This window comes from Vibrio litoralis DSM 17657 (genome assembly GCF_000426765.1).
Taxonomy (GTDB): Bacteria; Pseudomonadota; Gammaproteobacteria; order Enterobacterales; family Vibrionaceae; genus Vibrio; species Vibrio litoralis.
On sequence record NZ_AUFZ01000022.1, the window covers coordinates 1 to 22,290 of the forward strand.

21 protein-coding genes and 1 pseudogene are annotated in these 22,290 nt (G+C 40.7%); 12 read left to right on the forward strand and 10 right to left on the reverse strand.

Translation table 11 applies throughout. The annotated features are described in order from the left end of the window. A pseudogene (locus tag K358_RS18260) lies at window positions 1-216 on the forward strand (IS110 family transposase); the annotation flags it as partial. A 705-nt stretch (window positions 217-921) separates the two neighbouring features. On the opposite strand, the gene btuD reads toward K358_RS18260, so the two are convergent. From btuD to K358_RS0108940, 4 genes are all read right to left on the reverse strand, one after another. Beyond that, window positions 922-1,671, reverse strand: a complete 750-nt coding sequence (gene btuD, locus K358_RS0108925; RefSeq protein WP_027696494.1) for a vitamin B12 ABC transporter ATP-binding protein BtuD — start codon at window positions 1,669-1,671, stop codon at window positions 922-924. 20 nt (window positions 1,672-1,691) lie between these two features. After that, a complete protein-coding gene (btuC, locus tag K358_RS0108930) occupies window positions 1,692-2,687 on the reverse strand; it encodes a vitamin B12 ABC transporter permease BtuC (protein ID WP_027696495.1) in 996 nt (331 codons plus the stop codon). A 217-nt stretch (window positions 2,688-2,904) separates the two neighbouring features. Further along, window positions 2,905-3,948: a succinylglutamate desuccinylase gene (locus K358_RS0108935; protein WP_027696496.1), complete on the reverse strand. Its 1,044-nt coding sequence runs from the start codon at window positions 3,946-3,948 to the stop codon at window positions 2,905-2,907. 49 nt (window positions 3,949-3,997) lie between these two features. Then, the gene (locus K358_RS0108940; protein ID WP_027696497.1) at window positions 3,998-4,933 is read right to left on the reverse strand and encodes a siroheme synthase; all 936 of its coding nucleotides are present in this window, start codon (window positions 4,931-4,933) and stop codon (window positions 3,998-4,000) included. Between the two features lie 478 nt (window positions 4,934-5,411). Between K358_RS0108940 and K358_RS0108945 the strand changes: the two genes are divergently transcribed. The 4 genes from K358_RS0108945 (at window position 5,412) to K358_RS0108960 (ending at window position 9,832) form a co-directional block, all read left to right on the forward strand. Continuing rightward, window positions 5,412-6,434, forward strand: a complete 1,023-nt coding sequence (locus K358_RS0108945; protein ID WP_027696498.1) for an amino acid ABC transporter substrate-binding protein — start codon at window positions 5,412-5,414, stop codon at window positions 6,432-6,434. Window positions 6,435-6,512: 78 nt separating this feature from the next. Next, window positions 6,513-7,721 (forward strand): amino acid ABC transporter permease, encoded by a 1,209-nt coding sequence (locus tag K358_RS0108950; RefSeq protein WP_027696499.1) that lies wholly within the window; start codon window positions 6,513-6,515, stop codon window positions 7,719-7,721. A gap of 16 nt (window positions 7,722-7,737) precedes the next feature. Then, window positions 7,738-8,835, forward strand: a complete 1,098-nt coding sequence (locus K358_RS0108955) for an amino acid ABC transporter permease (protein ID WP_027696500.1) — start codon at window positions 7,738-7,740, stop codon at window positions 8,833-8,835. A gap of 247 nt (window positions 8,836-9,082) precedes the next feature. After that, window positions 9,083-9,832 (forward strand): amino acid ABC transporter ATP-binding protein, encoded by a 750-nt coding sequence (locus K358_RS0108960; RefSeq protein ID WP_027696501.1) that lies wholly within the window; start codon window positions 9,083-9,085, stop codon window positions 9,830-9,832. Window positions 9,833-9,931: 99 nt separating this feature from the next. On the opposite strand, the gene K358_RS0108965 is transcribed toward K358_RS0108960, so the two are convergent. Beyond that, complete coding sequence (locus K358_RS0108965; protein WP_027696502.1) at window positions 9,932-11,620, reverse strand: chitinase; 1,689 nt, start codon at window positions 11,618-11,620, stop codon at window positions 9,932-9,934. Between the two features lie 319 nt (window positions 11,621-11,939). Here K358_RS0108965 and K358_RS0108970 point away from each other — a divergent pair, with 319 nt between their 5' ends. The 3 genes from K358_RS0108970 (at window position 11,940) to K358_RS0108980 (ending at window position 14,328) form a co-directional block, all read left to right on the forward strand. Next, window positions 11,940-12,821: a hypothetical protein gene (locus tag K358_RS0108970; protein ID WP_027696503.1), complete on the forward strand. Its 882-nt coding sequence runs from the start codon at window positions 11,940-11,942 to the stop codon at window positions 12,819-12,821. A gap of 251 nt (window positions 12,822-13,072) precedes the next feature. Next, window positions 13,073-13,735 carry a Bax inhibitor-1/YccA family protein gene (locus K358_RS0108975; protein WP_027696504.1) on the forward strand — a complete coding sequence of 221 codons (663 nt, stop codon included), beginning with the start codon at window positions 13,073-13,075 and terminating at the stop codon, window positions 13,733-13,735. Window positions 13,736-13,998: 263 nt separating this feature from the next. Further along, on the forward strand, window positions 13,999-14,328 hold the full coding sequence (locus tag K358_RS0108980; protein WP_027696505.1) for a TusE/DsrC/DsvC family sulfur relay protein: 330 nt from the start codon (window positions 13,999-14,001) through the stop codon (window positions 14,326-14,328). Window positions 14,329-14,371: 43 nt separating this feature from the next. Here K358_RS0108980 and yccX read toward each other — a convergent pair whose 3' ends face one another. After that, window positions 14,372-14,644, reverse strand: coding sequence for an acylphosphatase (yccX, locus tag K358_RS0108985; RefSeq protein WP_027696506.1), 273 nt, complete (start codon window positions 14,642-14,644; stop codon window positions 14,372-14,374). A 141-nt stretch (window positions 14,645-14,785) separates the two neighbouring features. Here yccX and K358_RS0108990 point away from each other — a divergent pair, with 141 nt between their 5' ends. Both K358_RS0108990 and K358_RS0108995 read left to right on the forward strand, forming a co-directional pair. After that, window positions 14,786-15,973 (forward strand): class I SAM-dependent methyltransferase, encoded by a 1,188-nt coding sequence (locus tag K358_RS0108990; protein ID WP_027696507.1) that lies wholly within the window; start codon window positions 14,786-14,788, stop codon window positions 15,971-15,973. 87 nt (window positions 15,974-16,060) lie between these two features. Then, entirely contained in the window at window positions 16,061-16,411 is a 351-nt protein-coding gene (locus tag K358_RS0108995) for a DUF2750 domain-containing protein (RefSeq protein ID WP_027696508.1), read from the forward strand. Window positions 16,412-16,502: 91 nt separating this feature from the next. On the opposite strand, the gene queC is transcribed toward K358_RS0108995, so the two are convergent. The 3 genes from queC to K358_RS0109010 form a co-directional block, all read right to left on the reverse strand. Further along, entirely contained in the window at window positions 16,503-17,192 is a 690-nt protein-coding gene (gene queC / locus K358_RS0109000) for a 7-cyano-7-deazaguanine synthase QueC (protein WP_027696509.1), read from the reverse strand. Next, window positions 17,189-18,568, reverse strand: a complete 1,380-nt coding sequence (locus K358_RS0109005) for a bifunctional NUDIX hydrolase/phosphatase PAP2 family protein (protein ID WP_169716291.1) — start codon at window positions 18,566-18,568, stop codon at window positions 17,189-17,191. Before K358_RS0109005 ends, queC begins: the two co-directional genes overlap by 4 nt. A 104-nt stretch (window positions 18,569-18,672) precedes the next feature. Further along, entirely contained in the window at window positions 18,673-19,149 is a 477-nt protein-coding gene (locus K358_RS0109010) for a GNAT family N-acetyltransferase (RefSeq protein WP_027696511.1), read from the reverse strand. A 191-nt stretch (window positions 19,150-19,340) separates the two neighbouring features. Here K358_RS0109010 and K358_RS0109015 point away from each other — a divergent pair, with 191 nt between their 5' ends. Further along, window positions 19,341-19,964 carry a LysE family translocator gene (locus K358_RS0109015; protein WP_027696512.1) on the forward strand — a complete coding sequence of 208 codons (624 nt, stop codon included), beginning with the start codon at window positions 19,341-19,343 and terminating at the stop codon, window positions 19,962-19,964. A 239-nt stretch (window positions 19,965-20,203) separates the two neighbouring features. Then, entirely contained in the window at window positions 20,204-21,580 is a 1,377-nt protein-coding gene (locus tag K358_RS0109020; RefSeq protein WP_027696513.1) for an L-cystine transporter, read from the forward strand. A gap of 130 nt (window positions 21,581-21,710) precedes the next feature. Here the strand turns inward: K358_RS0109020 and K358_RS0109025 are convergent, their stop codons facing one another. After that, window positions 21,711-22,241 carry a 3'-5' exonuclease gene (locus tag K358_RS0109025; protein WP_027696514.1) on the reverse strand — a complete coding sequence of 177 codons (531 nt, stop codon included), beginning with the start codon at window positions 22,239-22,241 and terminating at the stop codon, window positions 21,711-21,713. Window positions 22,242-22,290: the final 49 nt, after the last annotated feature.

Genomic DNA, 22,290 nt, shown 5'->3' on the forward strand with positions numbered 1-22,290 from the left:
AATAGTGCATTGAGAAGCCAATTAATCACTGGAGCATTTACTTTTGTAAATAGCATTGATAAGCGACCAGCAAAAACAGAGAAAGAGCTGTGGCTTAAAAAATTAATAGAACGACGAGGGAAAAAATGTGCCGCTGTTGCTCTCGCTAATAAAACAGTCAGGACTGCATTTTCAATGCTACAAAACAACACAAACTATTGCTCAGTAGCACTATAGGGCGAAAAGGTTAAACACTTCATTACTTTGCATAACTCATTCGGTAAGCCAGTAATACACTGAGAGGTTAAAACCTCGCCTAACAGATGTTGCTCCGATACGCGCAATTATCATTGAGTCGATCATTTTAGATTGAACTCGTAAATAAGTTCGCAAGTATCAAATAATGGGGTGTTGACATGAGGGAGTCTACATCAGTGTATTAGCAAGAAACACGGATAAACCCGCAGATTACTTCAACACGTTCACTGCTAATCAATTCATTTATTGCTAAAAGATACTCTAATAGCGTCTTTTTAAAAGCATTTAGCTGATTTTATGCGATGGAGAAAGCGATAATTGGGTTTAGCGAGCCAGTTGTGACAGGGGTGAACTTTCAATATTTATACATTATTGTTAATTAACAATGCGTTACAATTAATCCTAATAGTTCGCATATAGGTATAGGTTCTCGCTTTCACACAAAACCGTTTAATACCCAAAAAATTAAATTATAACTGTATAAACACACAGAACGTGAAAGGGAGCGAGTGATTTTCGAACACTTATTGTTTCGTTAAACACATCTAAAGAAAGCACTATCAAACTTCTAATATACGCTTGTGGTAAATAGATTCCTGCTCTCGCCTAGGCTCGGCTGGAATGACAACTTTAAAGCACCCGAAGTTGTATGATTAAGTTAGAATAGACATCAATACCAAACCGTTAATCAAACAATAAGTGCGCTTGTCCATCATGCTCAATACGCATGACTTGAGTATTAAATATTTCTGTCAATAATTGGCTGGTTAATAACGACTTTGTTTCGCCTACTGCTTTTAATACACCTTCTTTAAGAATCAACACTTTATCAGAATGTCTCAAGGTTCGATTTAAATCGTGGTTTGCCATCACTACGGTTAAGCCTTTGCTCGCCATCACTTCTATCATTTGGTACAGCAAGCTTTCTTGACCAACATCTAAAGGTGCTGCGGGTTCATCGAGCAGCAATACTTTCGCATCTGGGTTCAAGGTTGGCCACACTTGCAGGCATACTCCGGCAAGTCGCACCCTTTGCCATTCACCACCGGATAAATGATGAATGCTTTTGCCTAGCTTGTCGGTAATGCAAAGCTGCGTGGTAGTTTCACTCACCGCTTTTTCCACTACATCATGATGAATGTCTTTGTTGATAGAGAGCGATAAATATTGAAAGACCGACATATTAAACGCCGGTCGATCTGACTGACATAAATAGGCGCGGATCTTTGCCAGTTCTTTCAAATCATATCGAGCGATTGATTCACCGCTGAAAGTGACGGTGCCTTGATGTGAAAGTAAACCGGATAACACTTCAAGTAAGGTACTTTTACCACTCCCATTTGGACCAATCACATGTAGGATTTCACCAGGATTAACTTGAAAGCTCATCGGCATCAAACGATTTGATACGCTGAGATCTTTTATATCGAGCATAGGCGTTAGTTTATTCATAATTAATTCTGATCATGCCCACGTAGTAACATCCAAATGAACACTGGCGCACCAATCGTCGTTGTCATTACGCCTAAAGGGAGTTCTGCACTGGTCAGTGATACTCTAGCAAGTAAGTCAGCCAACACCAGTAAACTTGCGCCACACAGTGCAGACATCGGTAACAGATAACGGTTTTCACTGCCAAAAATCAAACGAATAAGATGCGGAACCACTAAACCTATAAAACTGATCACCCCGCCAATCGCCACTGAGCAGCCGACCAATATCGACACATAGATAATCAACTTCCAACGTAGAGCAAACACATCTAAGCCGAGTTGTTTGGCATGTTGCTCACCTGCCATCAATAAGTCTAAATCTCGACCTTTGAAGCACAGCCAAACGATACAGGGTAACATTATGAGCCCTAGTGCCACTTGAGCCCAAGACACTCCGCTAATACTACCCATTAGCCAATACATCAATATTCTTAGGTTAAAGTCATCACTGAAATAAAATGCCCACGTTACAACCGCGCTAGATAAAATCCCTAACGCTACCCCAATCAATAACAAGCGCCCTGTGGTTAAACGCATCGCTTTGGCAAGTGACACAATTAAAAACGTAAAAACTAACGAACCCAATATCGCGACGGCCATTGAACCTAGTGGCGACATTAAGACAGGAAAAAAGAACAAGGCGATCACCATCGCCAGACTTGCCCCGCCTGAAATACCAATAATGCCGGGCTCTGCCAGTGGGTTGCCTAATAAGACTTGTAAGGTCGCACCGGCCACCGCAAGTGAAGCGCCTAATAATATGGCGGCAAACAACCTAGGTAGCCGAAGGTTGACGACCACTTGTTGCTGTAAATCAGACATAGGATGGAAAAAAGACAGGGATAAATCGCCAACCGATAGATAGATAGTACTCACGCTGGCTAAAAAGAGCGTGATTAAAATGAATGGCAGTTTCCAGCGCTGGTGTTTGGTGTGAATTAACTGATTGAATTGCATATGATCATAGTCACTTATGTATACTCAAACTAATTGGAGTTGCAGTGAGGCGACAAGTGAATGAAGCCCCATGAGCATAGCTCGTCTATGTGATTGGGGTGAATGAACGCCGTCAACAAAGCTGCAGCTTCAAGTACGAAGAGTATAAGCTTGCGGTGTTTGCGATACCATACCAGTTACGCACCAATTGAAAAGTAAAGTCAGAATATATTTATCGTTAGCGAATTCTTTCGACCAATAACGCCGCTCTCTGACCGACATCCACTTTATCATTGGCAAACACTAAAGCGTAACCACCAGACTCACAGATCATCGGAACGCCGCCTTGTATTCCATATTCTTGATTTAAATACAGTGGTTCAAAGTTAATTAGTGCTTGCCTCGCGGTAAAGGCTAAATCTGGATGCTGCTTGCGGATTTCATCAACCACATCATAAACCGCGATATCTTGATTCATGCAATTAACATCATCTAGCTTTTCATTACGGTTGAGCAATAAATGCATACCCGATAAAAACGATGTAAACACGGAAAGATCATTTTCGCCCAATGCTCTAAGTTGCCCGAGTTCAATGGTTAAGCTCTTCGCTTGGAAGTACTCACCTGTATACCAACTAAACGCATAACTAGGGTGATGGCATAACAAAACAGCCTGAACATCAGCATGTTGGGCAAAATATTTTAATTCTTGGTCAGTGGTGTCAGATTGATGTCTGGTCGCAGGACGAATAGCAAAAACAGGATATTGAGAAGGACGAGAGGAACAATGAAGATCGAGGTGCCAGCGTTTCTTTCCAGAAGATCGTTCAAAAAACAATTCAACGACATCTTTTATTTTGGCGGCAATTTCCCCTTCAATGCCTCGCACTTGCATGTTGGACATTTCAAAAAGTTGATTGAGGTTTTGTTCTATAAAGCGCTGCTTTTTTATGGTGGCGTCAGGATGAGCAAAAATAAACAAACACGGGTGACTGATGGTGACCTCTCCAGATAGCACTTGAGAAACCAGTTTATCGACCAACTCAATCGGCCCTGTTTCATCACCATGAATGCCAACCGATATTACCGTGGCGCTGTCCCCTTTATAGTGAGCAGGCATTATGCTTAGCATGCCACGGTGGTAAAACCGTAGCACTAGGCCATTATCAACCGTTAAGGTTTGTTGCGGCCACGATAAGTGATGCAAAGAGGTATAAACAAACCCTTTCGTGACGAGATCATTAATTAAGGGGTTATCTTTTTGATTATGCTGGTGCTCCATAACCCACCTCCGCAAGCCTACTCTTTAAAGTCTAGACTAAGTTGATGATTTATTCAGCAATACGAATTAATTTCTCATTGCCCATCAAGAGTTTCATCTCTGAAGCAATCGGATCATTGGCAGTGAAAATACAGACTCTTAATTTATCCGCTTTGGCTTTCTCGATTAACCCGGCCAAATGGTGGATATCTTGGTACTCTTCTCTGTCTGCATCACGACGACATAAATCCACGAATTCAAATGGACAATCTGCCGGATACAAAACCAATTCCGATTCTTGCATTAAACGTAGTGCTTTAATCGAAAGGTTTTCAACATCGTGATTGAACTGAATCCAATGCAAAACCGACGTCACTTCCACTTTATCTTGCAAGATATCGAGATATAGAGATTCTAATTGTTCACGCTTGGTAATGATTGGAATTTTTGCCGAAGAAAAGAAACGCTCCCAAAACTTACGTCTTTCATCTACCGTGGCTAATGATTCTTTAATGCTGTTACGTTTTGATGCGCCAAAATCTGCCAATAGCGATAAGTTCTGCGGCAGCATAGACTCTAACTTTTCACGCAGATAACGGATTAATACCGGTGATGCCCCACCACTGGATACTGCAATTTGAATACGACCACGGTTGATCATAGAAGGCGTAATAAAGTCACAATAAGGTTTATCGTCGACCACATTAACCATGATGTTTTTTTGCTTAGCATCGTGATGAACTTGATGGTTCAACTGAGGATTATCGGTCGTTGCCCAGACTTGAATATAGTCTTGCAGCATCTCTGATTGATAGAATGATTTTACCCAAAGCAGTGATTGTTGTTCCGCGAGAGAAAGCAGATGTGGATGAATATTCGGCGAGACTACTGTGACATTTGCCCCAGCTCTGAGAAGCATATCAACCTTTCGACAAGCCACTTCTCCACCGCCAACGACCAGTACCGCTTTATTATTTAGGTCTAAAAAAACTGGAAAATAACGCATTTAATTCCTTTTTGTGATGTGTCACTCATGCTTGATACTACCAAATTTGTGCACAGAGGAAACATAAGATCTTTATCACAAACAATTTTACTTCGAATTTAACACTCTCGCTTATTAATTAATCCATTAGTAAGCAATCTATTAATAATTATATAGCGTCCATACCCTGCTATTCAGAATAAAAGTTCAAATGTGACATCGTGGTGCACCATTGCACTATTTACATTGCTATGACATTTATACATCCTAAACTTAATGAAAGATTTGTGATGCTACTCAACCACATAATGGATGTTGTGGTTTGTGTATTTCAAATTCTTTCCTACTCTTTAAGAGTTAAACAGGTACGAAACCTAAGTTAAATATAAAGGTGTACCGAACAAATATTCTAATTAAAACAACATTAGTTTAATCAATCACAGACAAATTCGTTTTCAGTTCAACCTGATTTCAATGGACGTATACAGGAAGGATACACATGCAAAAATCAATTAAACTTCTCGCTTCAGCAGTAGCAGTTTCTGCTGCCATGATGGCTAACTCAGCTTTTGCCGGTACGCTGCAAGATGTACAAAAAGCGAATGAACTAAAATGTGGTGTGAGTACAGGCCTTGCAGGCTTTTCAAACCCCAACTCTAAAGGCCAATGGGAAGGTCTTGATGTTGAATATTGTCAAGCGGTTGCTGCAGCAGTATTAGGTGATAAATCAAAAGTAAAATACGTTCCACTGAACGCAAAAGAACGTTTTACTGCCCTACAGTCTGGTGAAGTTGATGTTCTATCTCGTAACACAACCTGGACACTTCAACGTGATGGTTCATTAGGTCTTAACTTCGTTGGTACTACTTATTACGATGGTCAAGGTTTCATGGTCAAGAAAGACTTGGGTGTTAAGAGTGCTTTAGAGCTTGATGGCGCGTCTGTTTGTGTTCAGTCTGGTACAACGACTGAACTTAACCTTGCAGACTACTTCCGACTAAAAGGCATGGAATACAAACCCGTAGTCTTTGACACGATGGACCAAACCTCTAAAGGTTTCGATTCCGGTCGTTGTGATGTTCTAACTTCAGACCAATCTCAACTTTACGGACTACGCTTGAACTTGAAAGATCCAAACTCTGCAACCGTTTTACCTGAAATTATCTCAAAAGAGCCTCTAGGCCCTGTTGTGCGTCAAGGTGATGACCAGTGGTTTAACGTTACTAAGTGGACATTATTTGCCATGATCAATGCTGAAGAATATGGCATTACTCAAGCAAATGTCGATGAAATGAAAAAATCAAAAGATCCTAACGTGAAACGCATTTTAGGTCTTGATGGTCCAAAAGGCGAAGGCCTAGGACTGAAAGATGATTGGGCTTACCAAATCGTTAAGCAAGTAGGTAACTACGGTGAAATGTTTGAACGTACTGTCGGTCAAGGTTCACCACTTAAAGTTGACCGTGGTGTAAATAAACTTTGGAACGCGGGTGGCTTCCAATACGCGCCACCAATTCGTTAATACACATAACTTCATAATACTCTGGACTAGGGCGGTTTCGGCCGCCCTTTTTTTTCAATGATTTTGAGGTTACGCAGTATGAAACCTAATGAATCCGAGAAAGCCGTCAATCAGTCAGCATCTGGTAGCTCCCTTTCTCACCTTATTTATAACCCAAGGTTCCGCTCAATTGCTTTCCAGCTTATCACCGTGGCGGTACTTGGTTACTTTTTCTATATCATTATCAATAATACTATCGATAACTTGAATAGCCGCGGTATCTCCACGGGTTTTAGTTTCCTCGATCGTGAAGCTGGCTTTGGTATCAGCCTAGCGTTAATTGAATATGATGAAACCTATACCTTTGGCCGTACCTTTATTGTCGGTCTACTCAACACTGTTTTAGTTTCCTTTCTCGGTATCATCCTAGCAACTATTCTTGGCTTTACTGTCGGGATTGCGCGCCTATCATCCAACTGGATGGTCAATCGCCTTGCTGCGGTATATATAGAAATTGTACGTAATGTGCCGCCTCTATTGCAGATATTATTCTGGTATTTTGCGGTCCTGCAAGCTCTACCTTCTGCAAGGCAAAGTCTTAGCTTAGGCGAGGCTCTATTTCTAAATATACGTGGCTTATATATGCCAAAGCCGATCTTTGAATCCGGCAGTTGGTTAATCGGCGCTGCAGCTATTCTTGCGGTAGTGCTCAGTATCGGTGTGTATATCTGGGCTAAAAACAAACAAAAAGTGACAGGGTTACAAACGCCAACCACTAGAATTGTTTTAGGTTTATGTATCGGCTTGCCAGCTGTGGCTTACTTTATTATGGGGATGCCAATTTCGGCAGATTACCCAGAATTGAAAGGCTTCAACTTTAAGGGCGGCATAACTATTTTACCTGAATTATTTGCTCTGTTGCTGGCTCTTGGCATATTCACGTCTGCTTTTATTGCTGAAATTGTACGCTCAGGCATTGAAGCCGTGAGTCATGGTCAAACAGAAGCCGCAACCGCTTTAGGTCTATCGCAATCAAAAACGCTAAAATTGGTTGTCATTCCACAAGCCATGCGAATCATCGTTCCTCCCCTTACCAGTGAGTATTTGAATTTAACCAAAAACTCATCATTAGCAATGGCCATTGGTTATCCTGATCTTGTCTCGGTTTTTGCAGGAACAACTCTCAACCAAACCGGTCAAGCTATTGAAATCATCTTTATGACGATGGGAGTCTACTTAGGATTAAGTTTATTAACGTCATGGCTAATGAACATCTATAACCGCAAAGTTGCGTTAGTAGAAAGATAACAAGCGGAGAATTTAGATGAAACAGCACCAATTTTTACCTGACCTCCCGCCACCGGCTAATACTGTCGGGCTTATCGGTTGGTTACGCAAAAACTTATTTAGTACGCCTCTTAATAGCCTTTTGACCTTAGTGATGGCTTATATAGCCGTGACAACCATTTGGTCAATTGCAGATTGGGGAATCATCAACGCCGACTGGATAGGAACCACTCGAGATGCATGTAACAGTACCGGCGCATGTTGGGTGTTTATCAGTGTACGTTGGGATCAGTTCATGTTCGGCTTTTATCCAGCGGCAGAATTGTGGAGACCTAAGCTATTTTACTGGACACTCGCGATTCTTGTTGTCTTAATGGCTTACGAAAAAACACCAAAACGTACTTGGATCTTTATCTTTTTTGGTAGTGCCTACCCTATTTTAATGGCAGGTCTACTTGAAGGTTCTATGTTTGGTTTGCCAGTTGTTGACACTCATCAATGGGGTGGCTTACTGGTTACGTTAATCCTTTCAACCATTGGTATCGTTCTTTCATTACCTATCGGTGTCGTTTTAGCCTTAGGCCGACGATCTAAAATGCCGATTATCAGTAAGTTGAGTGTTGCTTACATTGAGATTTGGCGTGGCGTTCCTTTGATTACCGTACTATTTATGGCTTCTGTTATGTTGCCGCTATTTTTTGCTGAAGGCATTCAGACCGATAAACTCATTCGTGCCTTAATCGGTGTGGTGATGTTCTATTCAGCCTATATGGCGGAAGTAGTACGAGGGGGGTTGCAAGCTATTCCTAAAGGCCAATACGAAGCAGCCGATTCACTTGGACTGTCTTATTGGCAAAAAATGGGATTAATTGTGTTGCCACAAGCGTTAAAAATCACCATTCCATCGATTGTAAATAACTTCTTATCCCTACTGAAAGATACCAGTCTTGTTCTCATCATTGGTATGTATGACGTGCTAGGTATCGGCCAGGCGGCGAATAATGACCCTGACTGGTTAGGTTATTCAACAGAGAGTTATGTGTTTGTTGGGTTAGTGTTTTGGGTATTTTGTTTCGGGATTTCCCGCTACTCCATTTACTTAGAAAACAAACTCCATACTGGCCATAAGAGATAATTATACCAATCAAATTAATTAGATGATCAGAAGTTGCGAAGGAAAAAGCCTTGAGAACAAGGCATAAATTTTCGATAAGTAGTTGCTCTACAATCAAAATTTATAACGTGGTTATCGAGGCTTTTAACAAGCAAGAATGTTCAGATAATTAGTGCGATTGGTATTAATACGATTGGTATTAATACGATTGGTATTAATACGATTGGTATAAATCTCTTGGAAGATAGAAGCATTCAAGGAAGTAATTATGACTCAACAACAAGACTACATGATCCAAATTGATGATATGAATAAGTGGTATGGTGAATTCCACGTACTTAAAAATATCAATTTAAAAGTAACAAAAGGCGAAAAAATCGTTATCTGTGGCCCTTCAGGTTCTGGCAAATCAACCATGATTCGCTGTATTAACCATTTGGAAGAGCATCAAAAAGGCAGAATTAATGTTGGTGGTATCGAGTTAACTGAAGATCTGAAAAATATTGAAGCCATCCGTAAACAAGTTGGCATGTGTTTTCAGCACTTTAACTTATTCCCACATTTAACGGTGTTAGAAAACTGCACCCTAGCGCCTATTTGGGTAAAGAAAATGCCGAAAGCGGAAGCAGAGAAAGTCGCCATGAAGTATTTAGAGCGGGTAAAAATCCCAGACCAAGCGGATAAATACCCTGGGCAACTTTCTGGTGGCCAGCAGCAACGTGTGGCGATTGCTCGCTCATTATGTATGAATCCACAAATCATGCTATTTGATGAGCCTACCTCTGCGCTCGATCCAGAGATGGTACGTGAAGTACTTGACGTAATGGTTGAACTTGCAGGCGAAGGCATGACGATGCTGTGTGTAACCCATGAAATGGGCTTTGCCAAAGAAGTCGCAGACCGTGTGATATTCATGGATGCTGGAGAAATTATTGAAGAAAACAACCCGAAAGAGTTTTTCGAAAATCCTCAATCGGACCGTACTATTAATTTCTTAAGCCAAATACTGCATCATTAATCTCATCGTTTAAACGCTTATATCGTTGAAACAAAGCCTTAGCAATTCACACTGCTAAGGCTTTTTAGTATCTATCACTTAACTCATTATTCTAATCAACTAGAGGCATTGAATTTCATCCCAGAACCAATTTGATTGTACTGGCGATTCCCAAACTCCCGGACCATTTTTGGCAATAAAGCACTTATCTTGATAAATCACTTTTTCGCCATTGGCCACTTGAGTTACACCTGGCTGCCAAACAATATAGTCCTCGGTCGGAGTCGGCTCTGGTGTTGGCTCGGGATCAGGTGTCGGTTCAGGATCTGACGAAGGTTCAACATCCCCACCACCATTCACATCTCCGCTCACTAGAGACCAAGGCCCGCCACTTGTCGGTGTATCTCCTTGCGTCCACCATGCTGCTTGATAAATAGCGCCTTGATAACTCACTTGGTCACCGCCAGTATAAACCTTACTTGCGTCCCATGAACTCACACCATCAACAGGAGGGTCAACAGGATCGGGTGTTACCGGCTCAAGATCATCAACGACTCTTACCTCTGGCCACCCAGCATGAGATCCATAGAAATTAGCGACACACTTTTCATAATCCCCTGAGACCAGTGCTGAATAAGCAGTTTGGAACCCGACCAATTCACATTCAAATGAATAACCACCCGGACGGTCAGAATAGTATTTCCAATTTCCATCCCAGTTGGTGTACAACACATCGGTAGCACCATTTAAATTCAAGCTTCCATAAGGCGTCTGTTGCCAGCAAGTATTGGTTTCATCACTTTCGATAGGAATTTGGAAATGTGCCGCCAAACCTTCCCAATAACGAATACGATTTACTGGCTGACCTTTATCTTTATTTTGCTCGCCGCATTCAATCCCGCCATTAATAATGTTAATAGTAGTACCAAAACCGTATCCGATACCCGCATCAAGTTCTCGCTGAGATGGTTCCCAAGTTCTATCAATAACATGCAACATCGCAGGTTTTGGCGCTTGTGGCGTTAAGAAAAACCAAATAGCAGAAGCAAGGTTAAGCCATGAATCCGCGACTAGCCCCGGGGTATTCAGTAATACTGTCGCATCCCCGTCAAACATCACTTCAGAAAAGGCGCCATAATTAAAATGATAAGAAAGCTGCTTGGCACCTCGACCAAAATAGCCTTCACCTGCCGCACATGGCCAACGCTTATTCTGCCAATCATCTTGGCCGCAACCTGTGGTATATCCTGCTTGACCTTCAGACCAGCCCATTTCTCTAACATGCACTAGTGCTTGCTGCCACTCTTCTAGAGCAAGTGGATTATCGGAAATATTATCTTTGGAAATATGACCGCCGGTTTCTTGTGAAAAGTGAGCAAACGCCGTAATAATTGACTTCTTACAAATAGCATCAGAGTCACGCTCATCGGTATACTCACCACAAAATGCAGGGAACTTGCCTATCGCACGCAAAAAACGCGTGTAGGTATATTCCGGCGCTGCCATTTGGGTTAAGAAGTCCCAGTCAGATTGAGGAAAAACGCGCTCAACTCGCTTAACATTTTCTGGGTTAGCACTCGCCCCCGGCTCAATTGCCTCTACAATAGCATTATCTCTGGTTTCTAACGCTTTAGACCAAGTAGCATACATAGGATCTGACGTCTTTTGCTGTTCCATCGCTTTTATTTCACCGCGATCGACTACATAGCCCGTCGGATTATCAGGATCCGGTTGAATATTCATATCAGCGTAACTTGGCAAGGTATATAGCGCGCCAAGAGCTATGATGAGTGATTTCCGTTTGAACATAGATGTATTCCTTATTTGTTGAGAATCATCTAGAGGTTAGTTCTGAAACATGAAACCAAGACAAGATTAAAAGTAAGGATATACTCCTTTTGCGAGTCAACTAAAAAATCATATGTCGACTGTTGAGTATATAAGGAAGTAATTGTGATACACCCAAGTAGCCTCAAGGTGAGAATTTTAGTAACCGATGTAACTGATAAATTAGACACTTCAAACTGCGTCTCAAAACATCATTAATATTAACATACTGTATAGCCGTCACATTTTAGGCTGATTAAAATGCAAATCACTTTACCGATAGAAATAGGCCTAAAGCAGTATGAGTTTGCAGACCCAACGCGCCAAATTACTTTTAAACGTCACATCCATTAAACACGATGGTTTTATTCAATATTTACTATCATCAAAGTGCTATGACTTAGAAACGGGTTTCTTCTCGGTTACTTGCGACATAGCAAATCTACCTTGTCACTGGTATGAAGATATTGATGCAAATGTAAAGTGGCTAATACCGATAGGCATGAAGAAGCATGGACTCGCTCTGTTAAACGACAAAGAATCTCGTCATATTACCGCGCAAGATTTTATTTTTTGCTCACCAGAGCTGAAGCTAGAAGATAATATTGTCGCGATTTTGCAGTCTATTCCTGCCGCTTTAGATGAATCACTATTATTTGAATACCTAGCAATAAACACCTCCACGCCACACTATCAAGCTTCATTCTGGCAATCTGCTTTAGGCGCACTAGTCGATGGTTCGAAAGGCAAATATGAAGTTGAGCTATATGGGTTGCCCCTCAACAAGCAATCTAAAATATCCTCTCGCTTTAATGCCTCATCATGGTTAAAAGCAAGCATAGAAACATTGTCTGAGCGTAAAGAAAGCCAACTATGCTATACCGTTTCACGCAATCAAAATGACAAAACTCAGTATCTCGCTTTTGATACCGACGAAACCAACAAACTGATTAACTTGCAGTGGAAAGAGTGTATCAGTAAAGCATTTTTATTTGCCAAGATCCCACATTCACAAGTGCAAGAAGTCACCTCAGCCTACCAAAATGAACAGCAAGTTAATAAAGTATTAAGAGAATACTGCCATTGCGAATCTCAATTAGCGGCCTTAGAAGATATGTTACCCTTCTTACAAACGATGGACGATTCTGTCAAACTAGATTGGGTAACATTAAAAGAAGCGTGAACACATAAGAGCCATTGATTCTACAAGCCCTTTTCTTTTCATATCGTGTTACAACTTCACCTGACAGATATGAGGAAATTCCCGTAGAATAAAGACAAAGGTTATTAAATAAAGACCTTGAAAAAGTGAACTTTAAGCACCATTAATGTACTTAAAGATACTTAGTCTATTTTTAAGTAATCCGATAGCAGTGACCCTGCAATCAAAAAATGGTTATGCTGTCGGTATCAAGTGTATTAACGAGGGAAACTATGAACAGTCCACTAACATCACGCACCGCAAGAAGCGAAAGCGTTGTACAAACCAACCGAGTGTTACGTAACACTTACTTTTTATTGTCTATGACACTACTTTGGTCGGCAGTGGTAGCGGGTGTATCCATGGCGCTAAACCTACCTCGCCCGGGTATCATTCTAATGTTAGTTGGTTTCTATGGTTTGCTTTTCTTAACCGAGAAAAACCGTAACTCTAGCTTAGGTCTTGTATTTGCTTTCTTATTTACAGGTTTCTTAGGTTATAGCCTTGGTCCAATTCTGAATATGTACGTTGGCGCAGGAATGGGCGATATTATTGTTACTGCTCTTGGTGGTACAGCTTTATCTTTCATGGCGGCATCAGCTTATGCATTAACTACTAAACGTGATTTATCTGTATTAAATGGCGTTATGATGGCAGGTGCAGTTGTGTTAATCATTGGTATGGTTGCAAGCTTCTTCATCCAAATTCCAATGTTCCACTTAGCACTAAGCTCAATGTTTATCCTGTTCTCAACAGGCGCAATATTGCTAACAACGCAAAGCATTATACGTGGTGGCGAGACAAACTATATCTCAGCAACCATTACTCTTTACGTATCTATTTACAATATTTTCATCAGCTTACTAAGCATCTTAGGTATTACTAACCGCGATTAATATGCCAATAAACTGATAATTGAATCATTCAAAAGCCTGAAGGGAAACTTTCAGGCTTTTTTGTATCTATACCCAAGTGACTTCAAGATGCAGAATTCAGAGCTATCATCTAGAGCTTTAAGCAAGTTAAAGTTACTTGGGTATATTTAAAGCAGCTAGAAGCCATAGCCGTAATATCATTAGATCCAGAGTTTGATTACTATTATGATTAGTACCAATAACTATACTCAAGTAACGCATAACGCACGCGCAGGACTGTTGAAATGTATCAATATAATGGCAAGACCATAGAAACAGACAAAGAAGGTTACCTTTTAAATCACACAGATTGGCAAGAAGACCTTGTGCCTATGATCGCGGAGCAAGAAGGGATTGAGCTTACTGATGCCCATTGGGAAGTGATTCTATTTGTGCGCAATTTTTATCTCGAATTCAACACTTCTCCAGCAGTTCGCATGCTAGTCAAAGCAATGGAAAAAGAGCATGGTCCAGAAAAAGGTAATAGCAAGTATCTGTTTACCCTATTTCGCAAAGGACCAGCAAAGCAAGCAACAAAATTAGCTGGTTTACCCAAGCCTGCAAAGTGCTTATAAAGCATATTCAGTAACTTCAATAGAGAGGGGTTACGCTCAATCACTACAAAATAGCAAAATCCCTTTCAGTAATAAGCGTCGTTTCGACTTCTTTTACAGATTCAACATAAGCGGTCCTTGGGCCTTGCTTTAACCACTCATAAAACTCAGCGACCTTTTGCTCATTACCACAAGCTAAAACTTCGACATCACCATTATTCAGGTTTTTAGCATGCCCCGTTAACCCAAGAGTTAAACCATGATGAGCGGTTTGATAACGAAAGCCAACACCTTGTACCCTACCCGATACTATAAACATTCGATTCGATTGGGCCATATCCACTCCTTCTCTATTAATCATTCAGTTATCAGTTTAGTGATAATGGCGCTAATACAAAACATTTGCCTGTATTCATTTGCTTTCCGCCTCACATTCCATGAAAATAGCCCATCTTATTTTTTCAGGCAATTTCTAACTATGTCATCAGCTATCTATCTCGTTAAAGGCAGAGAGAAATCTCTACTTCGTCGCCATCCTTGGGTTTTTTCTCGTGGTATTCAAAAAATCGATGGAAAACCACAATTAGGAGAAACGGTAGATATCTATTCCAACCAAGGTCAATGGTTAGCAAAAGCCGCTTTCTCTCCTCAATCACAAATTCGTGCTCGCGTTTGGAGTTTTGAAAAAGAAGAAATTAATACTGACTTCTTTATTAAACGCTTAACTGATGCGCAAACTATGCGTAATGCGATTATTGAACGTGGTGGTTTAACGGGTTATCGACTCATTGCGGGCGAATCAGATGGTCTGCCAGGGATCACGATAGATCGTTACCAAGATTTTCTAGTTTGCCAATTACTCAGCGCTGGCGCAGAAGCAAAGCGTGAAGAGCTTATTGAAGCATTAAAAGAGGTTTACCCTACTTGTAGCATCTACGAGCGTTCTGATGTATCGGTTCGTAAGAAAGAAGGCTTAAAAGAGCGCCAAGGCGTATTGCATGGTGATACTCCACCGGATGTCGTTGTCATTGAAGAAAACGGCGTAAAAATCCAGGTAGATATTAAATCAGGCCATAAAACAGGCTTCTACCTAGATCAGCGTGATAGCCGCCAACTTTCAATGAAATATGTCGATGGCAAAACCGTACTCAACTGTTTTTCTTACACTGGTGGCTTTGGGCTTTATGCATTAAAAGGTAACGCTGCACACGTTGTAAATGCAGATGTGTCACAACCCGCTCTTGATAACGCAAAAGCAAACGCAGAACTCAATGGCTTTGATGTATCGAAAGCTGAATTTTTAAATGCGGATGTATTCAAACTATTACGTGAATACCGTGAAAATGGCACTAAATTTGATGTTGTGATCATGGATCCACCCAAATTTGCCGAATCAAAAGCGCAATTAAATGGGGCTTGTCGCGGTTATAAAGATATCAACATGCTTGCTATGCAGATTCTAAAACCAGGCGGCACATTGCTGACCTATTCATGTTCGGGACTTATGGAGCAAAACCTGTTCCAGAAAATCTTAGCGGATGCTGCTTTGGATGCTGGTCGTAAAATGCAATTTATTGAACGTTTTGGACAAGCCGCCGATCACCCAGTGGACAGCGCCTACCCTGAAGGTTTTTATCTTAAAGGATTTGCCTGTCAGGTAATTTAATGGCTATTGTGTATTCATACGCAACATTACTTACAATATGCCTAACGAATTAATCAATTTATCAAACTCACAGTAGAGAGTAATAACATGTCAAAATTAACATCGGACATTCAAGCTAATCTTGATCTTTTCGTACAAGAAACTCAAGAAACGAAATTGGTTTGGGGACTTAAAAACGAAGATGGCTGGTTAGCTTGTGATTCTTCAGAGTTTGAAAATAGTGAAGTTATGCCATTTTGGTCATCAAAAGAAGATGCTCAAATGCACAATGTTGAAGAATGGTCTGATTTTGAAGTACTAGAAATCCCATTAGATATCTTTGTTGAAGACTGGTTAATCACTCTTTCAGAAGATGGCGTTCTAATTGGTACTAACTGGAATGCACAACTTGAAGGTAAAGAAGTTGAGCCTAGTGATTTAGCCAAACTGTATCTTTAATCAAACAAATATACGGAATAGCAAAAGCCCTTCGATCATTGAAGGGCTTTTTTATTATTACTTTAATTCAATGCTGTAGAACTTAAGCTGGTTAGAATTGCTTTGCAACTAATGCGGCCATCACTGCATCTCGATTATCTATATAATCGACTAAACCTGCCTTTCGAAGATCACACGCCGGACAATCACCACATCCATCACCGATAATGCCGTTATAACAGGTTAGCGTCTCATTTCTTACCAGATCTAACGCATCAAATTGATCTGCTAATGCCCAAGTTTCTGCTTTGTTCAGCCACATTAGTGGTGTATCAATCGTAAATTGACGATCCATACCTAGCACTAAAGACTGATTAATCGACTTTACAAATTCGTCACGACAATCTGGGTAGCCAGAAAAATCCGTTTCACACACACCTGTAATCACACTTTGAGCGCCAATTTGATAAGCGTAAATACCCGCCAGAGTTAAAAATAAAATATTACGACCAGGAACAAAGGAATTAGGCAAACCGTTATCTTGTAGCTCATGCGATACAGGAATGTCATCACGCGTTAAAGAGCTGATCGCAAGTTCATTTAATAAACTCACATCCATCACTTTGTGTGCAGCAACGCCTAACTTTTTCGCTAAGGATTGGGCAACTTCTATTTCGAGTTTGTGCCTTTGGCCATAATCAAAAGTAATGGCGTGGACTTCATCAAATTCTTTCAAGGCTTTAACAAGACAAGTGGTTGAATCTTGCCCACCACTAAATACTACAACCGCTTTAGATGTCATGAGGATTTCTCTATTATTTGGTTATTGCCGATACAACTAATTTTAATGATCATATAAGTTAGTAGAAACCAGATCCCGCACTGAGTTAAATAGCCACTTATCGAACTTTGTACAAAATGAGGGAACCAGTGAACCTGAGTGGCTAAAATCGCCCCGGCAGCTAACCAGGATACAATCAGTTTTATGGCTAAATAAGGTGAATGAAGCCGTTGCGCTTTTAACAGGCTTGGCAATGCAATGACTGCAGCAAAAACGACCGCCGCAATATTTGCCAACTGTATGGAATGAAATTGATTTGCTAATACGCACAAACCTATAAACGATGCCCACCACAATGCAGGGTGCAACATAATAAGCTTCACGGTAACCGATGGCTTACCTTCTAAGCGAATATAATGCCATAACGTAAATAGCCCTATCACATAGCCAAATAATACGTCCGAGGCAAACTGCTCCCCAAGAATAACACTTGATAATCCTTGAGTTAACGTCAGAGCAATGACCGCAAATAGATAACCCCAAATGGAATCATAATCATAGGTCTTTCGCCATACATGAAAAAGGTAGCCAATTAAAACCACACCTAAAGCGGCTCGTATGCTGGGCGTGCTGAAGCCAACTGCATCGGTTAATTGCAATAATGGCTGATAAATAAATGGCCGTGGATACTTTAAGCCTAACTGAATTAATAGCGTAATTGTCACGGTGACAATGCTAATAAACATCATATGTAAAATAGATTTACCACCGAAGAAATACACCAAGATCGGAAGCAAAAATAATACGCCAAAAATACTGGATGATAAGTTCACCAGTTTAAAAAAGCTTACCACTCCATCTGAAATACCTTCTGGCAATTGGAATATACTCGATTGAATCGCGAGTATCATAGGTAATTCATATTGGTGCACTAGTGGCGCAGCGCTAATGGCAGAGTCAATATATTGAATTGGTGCATTTGGAATATCGTGGTTTAACACTTGTTGTACAAACTGATCAGGGTAGCGATATTGTTCCGGTTTAATGCTATCTGCATAAGCGAGGAGCGCTTGATTCACTTCAATACGAAAATCAGGTGCAAACCAAGCCGGTAGTACATGAAAGCCCTGCTCATTTCTTTCGGTAAAAGCAATAACCCCGGAATCTGGAGTACAGTGATAAACCACAGCAGTATCGGTTTGAGTCAAGATCTCTTCAGCTGTAACGACTAACCCTGTTTCTTCCCACGTTTCTCTCTCTGCCGCATTAGCTGGATTTTCATTTGCGCCAATCGTACCGCCAGGGAGTGAAAGCTTCTTAGTGAAGACTTCATCAACAAATACAACTTGATTATCTGCCTTTATATAACACAGTGCGCCTTTAATATGAGACGGCACAACGTCTACCTTTGTCTCTTCCGCCGCCACGGTCATAAATGAAGTTATGACGAAAAAAATCAGAATTGAATATTTGAACACTCGTGTACCTAATTTAAACACCATTAAACCACCGACTTCCGAAGCCAATGTATATGTGAAGCAAAGCCTAACTTGTTATATAAAGCTCGTGCAGCTTGATTAAAATCCCATACTTCAACAAAAATTTGCTGAACACCGTAATCAACTAAGGTTTGTTCTATCTTAGCCAAAAGTTGTTCAGCTACACCTGACTTTCTATATTCAGGCATAATAAATAACTCATCAATACTGCCCATCGCTACTGGTTTACTTACCGTTGAGACTAATTCGCAGAAGTGCCCAGTCACAAAACCAATAATTGAATCTGAAACGTCTATCGCGACATACACCAAACATTCCGGGGAATCTAAATAGCGAGCAATACTTTTTTCCTGTTCTATTTCTTCTGGTGTTTTAAAAAGGTCTGGACATGACTGATGATGGTGGTTATGAAGTTGAAACATTAGCTCATCCAGTTGAGGTAAATCTTTTGGCGAAGCAGCACGTATTTGAATTGTCATACCCAGTTATTATTTACTTAAAATAGCGTAAGGCTGACTATTCTACTGCATTAAACGTATTTTGTACTTAGCATATTACTGATTTTCTTTCGCTTACCATACCTATCATGCAGTTAGAAAAATAACTCAACACTTTCTTATTTTTGCGAATTCTATTACAGTAAAAAATCTTCTTTTAAATGGCTTAGATTATGCTCGATTACGCACTTTTATCCGCTTTTATTCCTACCTTTTTCTTTGTGTCCATTACACCAGGAATGTGTATGACACTCGCCTTAACACTTGGAATGAGCGTTGGAATTAAACGCACGCTTTGGATGATGGTTGGAGAACTTGCTGGCGTGGCCTTAGTGGCAACGTTAGCGGTGATTGGCGTTGCGGCAATAATGTTAAACTACCCTAGCTTATTTTTAGCATTAAAATGGATTGGTGGTGCCTACCTTATTTGGGTTGGTATCAATATGTGGCTCAATAAAGGCAAAATGTCCCTGAATCTTGAGCAATCCACTCAGCCTACCGATCGCCTAAAGTTAATAAGCCAAGGTTTTATCACTGCTATTGCCAATCCAAAAGGTTGGGCATTTATGATTTCACTCTTGCCGCCATTCATTAATGTCGATAAATCGGTCCCCCACCAAATGGTTGTCTTGATTAGCATTATTTTAATGACGGAATTCATTTCAATGATGGCCTATGCAACCGGCGGCAAAAGCTTACGTTTATTTTTAACCCGCGGAGATAACGTTAAGTTCCTTAACCGTATTGCTGGCACTTTGATGATTGGCGTTGGTATCTGGTTAGCACTGATTGATTAACATGACACCCATGCATTCCTTCGCCAACCTTCCTTGCTTAAAGGTTTGGAGAACAGTCCTGAATTCTGCATTTTGAAGTCACTTGGGCATAGTTGTTACTGATAGTTTTCTTTTTATATAACAAAACGTCATAACACATACTTTAATTGGCTTTGAAATTGTGAATCTAGGCTGTAAATTTACAAACAATTGGAAACATTCCTCCCCTTTTTTAAACAAACCATTTTAAGGATTCAACTATGTCACTTGCGGTTATCGCTAACTTAGCGGTATTTGTGTGCATTCTTTTCTTTTTATTTCAACAACAAAGAAAATCTAGCACCCTATCTCGCCTTGTTTTATTAGGACTTGTGCTTGGAAGCGCGTACGGTTTACTGATCCATGTTTTTTATGGCGAAGGTAATCCGGTTATCAAAAACACCCTAGATTGGGTGAATGTGGTCGGCAGTGGTTATGTTGGCCTACTCAAAATGGTGATCATGCCATTAGTATTAATTTCAATGATTTCAGCGGTTGTGAAACTCGACAACTCTGGTTCACTGGGAAAAATTAGTGGCTTAACCATTTCGGTACTGCTCTTCACTACAGCTATTTCAGCATTAATTGGTATTACCGTTGCCCACCTATTTGGTTTATCTGCGGAAGGTTTATCAGCAGGTGTTCGCGAAACGGCTCGCATGAGCGTATTAGAAAATCGTATGGGTAGCGTTGCTGACCTAACAATTCCACAGATGCTAATAAGCTTTATTCCAACTAACCCATTTGCAGATTTAACTGGTGCACGTTCAACGTCTATTATTGCGGTTGTTATTTTCGGAATTCTCGTAGGTATTGCCGCTCGTCACGTGATGAAAGAGAAACAAGAACTTGAATCACCAATTCGTACCTTTGTTGAAGCTGTTCAATCAATCGTTATGCGTCTGGTTAAAATGATCATTGCCTTGACACCATACGGTATTGCGGCGCTAATGACTAAAGTGGTTGCGACCTCTAGCCTTAATGACATTTTAAGCTTAATTGGCTTTATCGTTGCTTCTTATGTTGCAATCTTATTAATGTTTGTTGTGCATGGTTTATTAGTTTCTCTGGTTGGCGTAAGCCCTAAAGAATACTTTAAACGAATCTGGCCAGTCCTAACGTTTGCGTTTACTTCTCGCAGTTCTGCCGCGACGATTCCACTGAACGTAGAAGCGCAAATAACCAAATTAAAAGTGCCACCAGCGATTGCTAACTTATCTGCAACCTTTGGTGCCACGATTGGTCAAAATGGTTGTGCTGGTATCTACCCTGCTATGCTGGCAGTGATGGTCGCGCCAACGGTTGGTATTAACCCACTAGATATAAACTTTATTCTGTCTTTAGTAGCGATCATTACCATCAGTTCATTTGGTATTGCCGGTGTCGGTGGTGGTGCAACGTTTGCAGCATTGATCGTACTACCAGCAATGGGACTACCTGTCGCGATTGCAGCTTTACTCATCTCGATTGAACCATTAATTGATATGGCGCGTACTGCACTTAATGTAAGTGGTGCGATGACGGCAGGGACTATCACCTCTCGTCTGCTAGGTGATAAAAAAGACATCAATAAAGAGTTTGATGAAGTTAACGCTTAGTAGCCGTCCCAACAAGTTATTCATCACAATATAAAATAAACAAAGCCCGCTAGTTCGCATTGAACTAGCGGGCTTTTTGTCACTTATATATATGATTCAATATTAGTTACAAAGACGTTATTAGATCAGGTTATAAGATTGCCAGTGCTAATTTCGCTAAATTATACGCATCGACATAACCTGAATGCTGTCGCCCTTCCCATTCTATATTCAAGTTTTCTTGGGCGGCTTTATGACCGATTCTTTTGTCTTTGAGTCGGTACTTAATACGGTAGAGCGTCGCGAGATTCAAAAACTCTTTAAAAGGAAACTCTAAACCTTTTTCCAGACACTCTTTTCGCAAAATATCATCATCATGTCCCCAAGCTGCGTAGATTTTATTAGGGCCACCAAAGTTTTTAATCATAGATTTCAAAACATCTTCTAACGGGCGGCCTTGTTTTTGTACTTTACGTGGCGTAATACCCGTTAGCTCAAAGCAAAATGCAGAAATTTCATCATGTTCAGGTCGCACGTAATATTGAGCACGCTTAACGATCTCGCCTTTGTTAAGGTCAATCTCCGCTAAACCTACTTCAATAATTTCACCGGTCGTGCCAACACCATCGACATTCCAGCAACACATTTCTAAATCGAAACAGACGACTCTGTTATAGTTCATGCTACATTTTACCCATAAAAATCAAGAGTGGGATTCTACCCAAGTTGCA